Source organism: Leptothrix toolikensis (SeqCode) (genome assembly GCF_057922285.1).
On sequence record NZ_JBYSVC010000107.1, the window covers coordinates 1 to 7,160 of the forward strand.

Sequence of the window (7,160 nt, forward strand, 5' to 3'; positions counted from 1 at the left end):
CGCTCCGACACAAAAGTGCTCTTGACCGCCAAGCCAAAAATATCCACCCACAGCGTCTTCAACCGCTGCTTATCCGGCCCGCCAATAGCGATCTGCTGAATGCCCAAAATCTTGAAAGGTTTGTTGCGCATGACGGGGCCTCACTCGAACCGCAGGATCGGTTGGTCTACGGTCAGGCTTTCGCCGACTTTGGCCAGGACTTCGGCGACTTTGCAGTCTTGGGGGGCGGTGAGGATGTTTTCCATCTTCATCGCTTCGATCACGGCCAGGCGTTCACCGGCTTGGACGGTTTGACCGACTTGGACGGCGATGTTGACCAGCAGGCCCGGCATGGGCGAGAGCAGCGACTTGCTGGTGTCGGGCGGTGCCTTGTAGGGCATGAGCTTCATCAGCGAGCCAGCGCGCGGCGACAGCACCAAGGCGTCGATCTGCGTGCCGTTGTGCGCCACGCGCAGGGCCAGCGCACGCTTGCCTTGGCCGCGTTCGACTTGGGCGCTGAAAGGGGTGCCGTTGCACAGGCCGGTCATCAGGGCTTCGCCCAGTTTGGTGTGGCTGCGGATGGCGTAGGTCTTGTCGCCCACCAGCACATTGGCCGAGCCGGTGCTGTTGTCGTAACTGCTGACCTTGACGTCGTGATAGACGTTGTTGCCTTCTTCGCCCAAGACCACGACCACAAAGTCGGGGGTGTTCTTGACGCCGTGACCCGGCAGTTGACCGCTGATGCCTGCGGCGCGCTCCCTAGCCTTGCGGCGCACGAAAGCGGCCAAGGCGACCAAGAACAGCGGGTCGTCGTGCGGCACGTCTTCGGCCTTGAAGCCCTTGCCGTAGTGCTCAGCGATGAAGCCGGTGTTGAACTCGGCCGTCACAAACTTGGGGTGCGCCAGCAAGGCCGCTTGGAAGGGGATGTTCGAGCTGATGCCACGGATCAAGAAGCTGTTCAGGGCTTCGCGCATCTTGGCAATCGCCTCATGGCGGTCGCGACCGTGGACGATCAGCTTGGCGATCATCGAGTCGTAGAACATCGGGATCTCGCCGCCTTCATAGACGCCGGTATCGACCCGCACGCCGCCGAAGTTGTTGCCCGCGTAGGCCGGACCTTGCAAGGTCGGGACCGATTGCTCCAGATCCGCTGCCGGGGGCTGGTACTTCACCAAGCGGCCGGTCGAGGGCAGGAAGTTGCGGAACGGGTCTTCAGCGTTGATGCGGCATTCCATCGCCCAGCCTTCACGCTTGACGTCTTCTTGCTTGATGCTCAGCGCTTCGCCCGCAGCGACACGGATCATCTGCTCGACCAGATCCAGGCCGGTGATGCACTCGGTGACCGGGTGCTCGACTTGCAAGCGGGTGTTCATTTCGAGGAAGTAGAAGTCTTGGTCCTTGCCGACCACGAATTCCACCGTCCCCGCGCTTTGGTACTTCACCGCCTTGGCCAGCGCCACGGCTTGCTCACCCATGGCCTTGCGGGTGGCGTCCGAGATGAAGGGCGAGGGCGCTTCCTCAATCACCTTTTGGTGACGGCGCTGGATCGAGCATTCGCGTTCGTTGAGGTAGATCACGTTGCCGAACGAGTCGCCCAGCACTTGGATCTCGATGTGGCGCGGCTCCAGCACGTACTTCTCGATGAAGACGCGGTCGTCGCCAAAGCTGTTGCGCGCTTCGTTGCGGCACGACGAGAAGCCCTCAAAAGCTTCCTTGTCGTTGAACGCCACGCGCAAGCCCTTGCCACCGCCGCCGGCCGAGGCTTTGATCATCACGGGGTAGCCGATGCCCTTGGCGATCTCGACGGCTTGCTCAGGCGTGTCGATGGCGTCGTTGTAGCCGGGAATGGTGCTGACTTGGGCGGCATGGGCCAGCTTCTTGGAGGCGATCTTGTCGCCCATGGCCTCGATGCTGAAGTAGCGCGGGCCGATGAAGGCAAGCCCCGAGTCCTCGCAGCGCTTGGCAAAGGCCGCGTTCTCTGACAAAAAGCCGTAGCCCGGATGCACAGCTTGCGCGCCGGTGGCCTTGGCTGCTGCAATGATTTTGTCGGCCACAAGGTAGGACTCACGGCTCGGCGCGGGGCCCAGCAGCACGGCCTCGTCGGCCAGCTCAACGTGACGCGCGTCCTTGTCGGCTTCGGAGTACACCGCGACGGTCTTGATGCCCATTTTCTGAGCGGTCTTGATGACGCGGCAGGCGATTTCGCCGCGATTGGCGATCAGGATTTTCGTGAACATGGTCAGGCCTCAAAATGGAAAGGAGGGGCTCATGGGCGGGAGCCTTGGGCTTCAAAAATGTCTTGCTCAGCCAGATAAGCGGGGCTACGCGCGCCCAAGGCACCCAAGACGCTGTGAAAAATCAGGCCCTGCGTGTTGGGTGCGTTAGGCGTACCCCTCAGCCGCTCTGGCTTAACGCGGAAATCTTGGGCAAAGGCCGGCGACATCCAGACCAAAAAGGGGATCGCTTTTTGCTCTTTGGGGGCCAGCATGTCGGGCGCGCCATGCAAGTACCAGCCCCCTTCGCCCAACGATTCGCCGTGGTCGGAGAGGTAGATCAGCACGGTGCGGCGCGCTGTTTGGCGCTCCAAGGTGCTGATCAGTCGATCAAGCAGATCGTCGGTGTAGGCCACGCTGTTGTCGTAGGCGTTCACCAGGGCCTCAAAGCTGCACGCTTTCAAATCCACCGAGTCACAGGCGGGTAAGAACTTGGCGAAGTCGGCTGGGTACTTCTTGTGGTATTCGGGGCCGTGGCTGCCGGCTTGATGCAGCACGATCAGCTGGCGTTGGGGGCCAGCACGCACCATGTCTTGCTCCAGACCAGCGATCAGGCTGTCGTCCAGATCGGGCCGAGTGCATTGCGGCGGCACACACAGCGCCGCCAAGGCGTCACCCCGAATCACATTCACCCCGGTCATGGGCGGCTCGCCCCAATTGCGGCTGCGCCAGACCACATCCACTTGCCCGGAACGGCTCAAGTAAGCGGGCAGCACTTCGTGCGTGATCGAGGTGGCTTGGGGTTGATGCGCGAGGATGCACTCCAGCGAGCGGGTCGTGTAGGTGGAGCACGAATGCGCCAGCGGTAGCACTTGGAGCTGCGCGGGTGCTTGGGCCTGACGCTGCTTGAGCTTCGGGTTGGTCTCGCGGGCGTAGCCGTAGAGCGAGAAGTTGGGCGCGCGGGCCGACTCACCGATCACCAGCACCACCGTGACGGGCTTGGACGTGGCCGATGGATTTTGCCAAATCAGCGGTGGTAGTTGTGCCAGCTGGCGGTGCGCGTCGTGCTGTTCTGAGAGATGCCGGGCCGTGTTGATGGTGTACGACCACGGCAGCATCAAGCCACCCACGACCTTGGCGTTTTGATCCATCCACAGCCAAGCACTGGATTGGCTGAAGACGATCAAGCCGCCTACCACCCAAGTCACCAGCCCATGGACCGCACGCCGTAGACGGCTTTCAGCCGCCAAGGGCAGCTTCCACGCCAACCACGCCGGCAGCACGCCCGCCAAGGCGAGGTAGATCAACAGCTTGGGGTGGAACAGGGCCGTGGCTTCAGCGCTGTTGGTGTTCCAGACATTGCTGATCATGTCTTGGTCGAGCACCACCTGATAGCTGTTCATGGCGTAGAGCGCCAAGCCATTGACCAAGCAGAATATCAGCGCCAAGGGCTTGATGAGTCGGGGCGAGAGCAGGCTTGCACCCCCCAGCACCAGCCACATCAACATCGTGGACAAACACACCAAAATGACCAACACCCCCAGCCCTAGCGGGCTGCCCAAAGCCACCGTGCTGCGCAGATAACTCAGCAGCGGTAGATGGAAAGCGAGCAGGTTCGCCACCGTAAAGAGCCAAATCAGGCGCGACGGGGTGACGGTGACATGCCCTCTAGCAGGTCTTGGGCTGAAGGTGAATAGACGTCTCATGCGATGTGTGGGCTGGGGCTCGGGTTAGAGCGGAATGTTCCCATGCTTGCGCCACGGGTTCTCCAGCTTCTTGTCCTTGAGCATGGCCAGCGAGCGGCAGATGCGCTTGCGCGTCTCGTGCGGCTGGATCACGTCGTCGATGAAGCCGCGTGCGCCCGCCACAAACGGGTTGGCAAAGCGCGCCTTGTATTCGGCTTCCTTGGCCGCGAGCTTGGCCGGGTCGCCCTTGTCCTCGCGGAAGATGATTTCCACCGCGCCCTTGGCCCCCATCACGGCGATTTCGGCGTTCGGCCAAGCGAAGTTGACGTCGCCGCGCAGGTGCTTGGAAGCCATCACGTCATACGCGCCGCCATAGGCCTTGCGGGTGATCACCGTCACCTTCGGGACCGTGCATTCGGCGTAGGCGTAAAGCAACTTGGCACCGTGCTTGATGATGCCGCCGTACTCTTGGCTGGTGCCCGGCATGAAGCCTGGCACGTCCACAAACGTGATCACAGGGATGTTGAAGGCGTCGCAAAAGCGCACAAAGCGCGCGGCCTTGATGGAGCTCTTGATGTCCAAGCAGCCGGCCAGCACCAGCGGGTTGTTGGCGACGATGCCGACCGTTTGGCCTTCCATGCGCGCCATACCGATGACGATGTTGGCGGCGTAGTCGGGTTGCAGCTCGAAGAACTCGCCGTCATCGACCACCTTGACGATCAATTCCTTGATGTCATAAGCCTTGTTGGCGTTCTCCGGCACCAAGGTGTCGAGCGAGTAGTCGAGCCGTGCAGCCGGGTCCCCGCTCGGGCGTACCGGGGGCTTTTCGCGGTTGTTCAGTGGCAGGTAGTTGTAGAAGCGCCGCAGCATCATCAAGGCTTCGACGTCGTTCTCGAAGGCCAGATCCGCCACGCCGCTCTTGGTGGTGTGGGTGGAAGCGCCGCCCAGCTCTTCGGCCGTCACGTCTTCGTGCGTCACGGTCTTCACCACTTCGGGGCCGGTGACGAACATGTAGCTCGAATCCTTCACCATGAAGATGAAGTCCGTCATGGAGGGCGAATACACCGCCCCGCCCGCGCAAGGGCCCATGATCATCGAGATCTGCGGGATCACGCCCGAGGCCAACACGTTCTTTTGGAACACGTCGGCGTAGCCGCCCAAGCTGGCCACGCCTTCTTGAATGCGTGCGCCGCCCGAGTCGTTCAGGCCGATCACGGGTGCGCCGACCTTCATCGCTTGGTCCATGACCTTGCAGATTTTTTCAGCGTGGGTTTCGCTCAAAGCGCCGCCGAAGACGGTGAAGTCTTGGCTAAAAACGAAGACCAAGCGGCCGTTGATCATGCCGTAGCCGGTGACCACGCCGTCACCCGGAATCTTGGTGTCGGCCATGCCGAAATCGACACAGCGGTGTTCGACGAACATGTCCCATTCTTCGAAGGTGCCTTCGTCCAGCAGCAATTCGATGCGCTCGCGCGCTGTCAGCTTGCCCTTGGCGTGCTGAGCGTCGATGCGGCGCTGGCCGCCACCCAGGCGCGCCGCAGCGCGTTTCTTATCGAGCAATACGTTGATGTCGTGCATGGTGTCTCCGGTGATGGGGGAGGGGTGTTATGACGTTGCCGTGAACAGCGTCAGCAGTCGGCGCGCAGCGGTAGAGGCTGCCAACTGACCGCTGCCGACGGCCGTCACGGTCTGTGCCAGTGCGTTTTGCACGGCAGGGTGATGCGAAAAACGAAGGCGCAATTCGGCATGGATGGTGTCCCACATCCACGCCTGGGCTTGCTGCTGGCGGCGTGTGGCCAGCCGACCGTTGGCGCTTTGCAGCGCCCGAAAGCGACTCACCTGAACCCAGAAGCGATCCACACCCACGTTTTTAAGCGCGCTGAGTTGGATCACTTGGGGCTGCCAGCTTTCGCCGCTGGGCATGCCATGGTGGCCGTGCATCCCCAGCAGCCGCAGGGACGAGACGATTTGCGCTTGGGCGCGGGTGGCGGCGGCGGCATCGATATCGGCTTTGTTGATCACCACCAAATCGGCCAGCTCCATCACGCCTTTTTTGATGGCTTGCAGGTCGTCGCCCGCATTGGGCAACTGCAAGAGCGTGTACATGTCGGTCATGCCCTGCACGGCCGTTTCGCTCTGGCCGACGCCCACGGTCTCGACGATGACGATGTCGTAGCCCGCCGCTTCACACACCAACATGGCTTCGCGGGTTTTCTCGGCCACGCCGCCCAGCGTGCCACTGCTGGGGCTGGGACGGATGTAGGCGCTCGGATGCACCGAGAGCTGCTCCATGCGTGTCTTGTCGCCCAAAATCGAGCCACCCGAGACGCTGCTTGAAGGGTCCACCGCCAGCACCGCCACCTTGTGGCCCAGGCCGATCAGGTACAGGCCCAGCGCTTCGATGAAGGTCGATTTACCGACCCCGGGCACCCCCGAGATCCCTAAACGAAACGAGCGGCCAGTGTGCGGCAGCAACGCCGTCAGCAACGCATCGGCCCGAGCGCGGTGATCGGCCCGGGTCGATTCCAACAACGTGATCGTCTTGGCCATGCCACGGCGCTGGGCTGGCGCTGTGCCATGGAGGATCGCTTCGAAGAGCGCTTGATCCATGTCCCGTTCGCCCTGAGCCTGTCGAAGGGCCTCTTGGGCTTCGACAGGCTCAGCCCGAACGGTATGCATGGGCCCTTCGACAAGCTCAGGGCGAACGGGTGGGGGTGAGACGGTGGATGCCTTGGACCGCGCCAGCTCTTGGATCTGCCCCCAGTCCCCGGCGATCAAGGCTTCTTTCTTGGCGCGAGACCAACCTTTGAGTTGTTGCTCGAAAGCGATGGCACCTTCGCGGGTCTCGAACTCGCCTTGCCAGACCAAGGTCACCGGCTTGCGGGTCGCGGTGTAGCCCATTTCGCCCGCACCGTGCTGCGCAAGACGCTGCTCCATGTTGTCCGTCTGCCCGCAGTAGTACGAACTGTCGGCACAGCGCAGAAGGTAGACGAAAAAGGGTTTCATGCGGTGATGAGAGCGGCTTGGGCTTCGACAAGCTCAGCCCGAACGGACCCAGGGAGTCATCCCTCGCAGCGAACGGGTGAGAGCTTGATCTGAATGGGTGGTCAGCTTTGCACGGCGGCCCTGATCTGATCCAACACCGTCTTGGCCGAAGCGGGGATCGGGGTGCCGGGACCGAAGATGCCTTTGACGCCGGCGTCATAGAGGAAGCCGTAGTCTTGCGCCGGGATCACGCCGCCGGCGAAGACGATGATGTCGTCGGCACCTTGCTTTTTGAGCT

General features: G+C 62.1%; 4 protein-coding genes and 2 pseudogenes. All 6 read right to left on the bottom strand.

Annotated elements, in window-relative coordinates; genetic code table 11:
• Positions 1-131 (bottom strand): annotated as a pseudogene (locus AC3VI7_RS11675) (VOC family protein); the annotation flags it as partial.
• Positions 132-140: 9 nt separating this feature from the next.
• Positions 141-2,216, bottom strand: a complete 2,076-nt coding sequence (locus AC3VI7_RS11680) for an acetyl-CoA carboxylase biotin carboxylase subunit (protein ID WP_489671139.1) — start codon at positions 2,214-2,216, stop codon at positions 141-143.
• 29 nt (positions 2,217-2,245) lie between these two features.
• Positions 2,246-3,898 carry a sulfatase-like hydrolase/transferase gene (locus AC3VI7_RS11685; RefSeq protein WP_489671140.1) on the bottom strand — a complete coding sequence of 551 codons (1,653 nt, stop codon included), beginning with the start codon at positions 3,896-3,898 and terminating at the stop codon, positions 2,246-2,248.
• Positions 3,899-3,922: 24 nt separating this feature from the next.
• Positions 3,923-5,455: an acyl-CoA carboxylase subunit beta gene (locus AC3VI7_RS11690; protein ID WP_489671141.1), complete on the bottom strand. Its 1,533-nt coding sequence runs from the start codon at positions 5,453-5,455 to the stop codon at positions 3,923-3,925.
• 27 nt (positions 5,456-5,482) lie between these two features.
• Complete coding sequence (meaB, locus tag AC3VI7_RS11695; RefSeq protein ID WP_489671146.1) at positions 5,483-6,487, bottom strand: methylmalonyl Co-A mutase-associated GTPase MeaB; 1,005 nt, start codon at positions 6,485-6,487, stop codon at positions 5,483-5,485.
• A gap of 186 nt (positions 6,488-6,673) precedes the next feature.
• A pseudogene (locus AC3VI7_RS11700) lies at positions 6,674-6,883 on the bottom strand (GIY-YIG nuclease family protein); the annotation flags it as partial.
• Between the last annotated feature and the right edge of the window lie 277 nt (positions 6,884-7,160).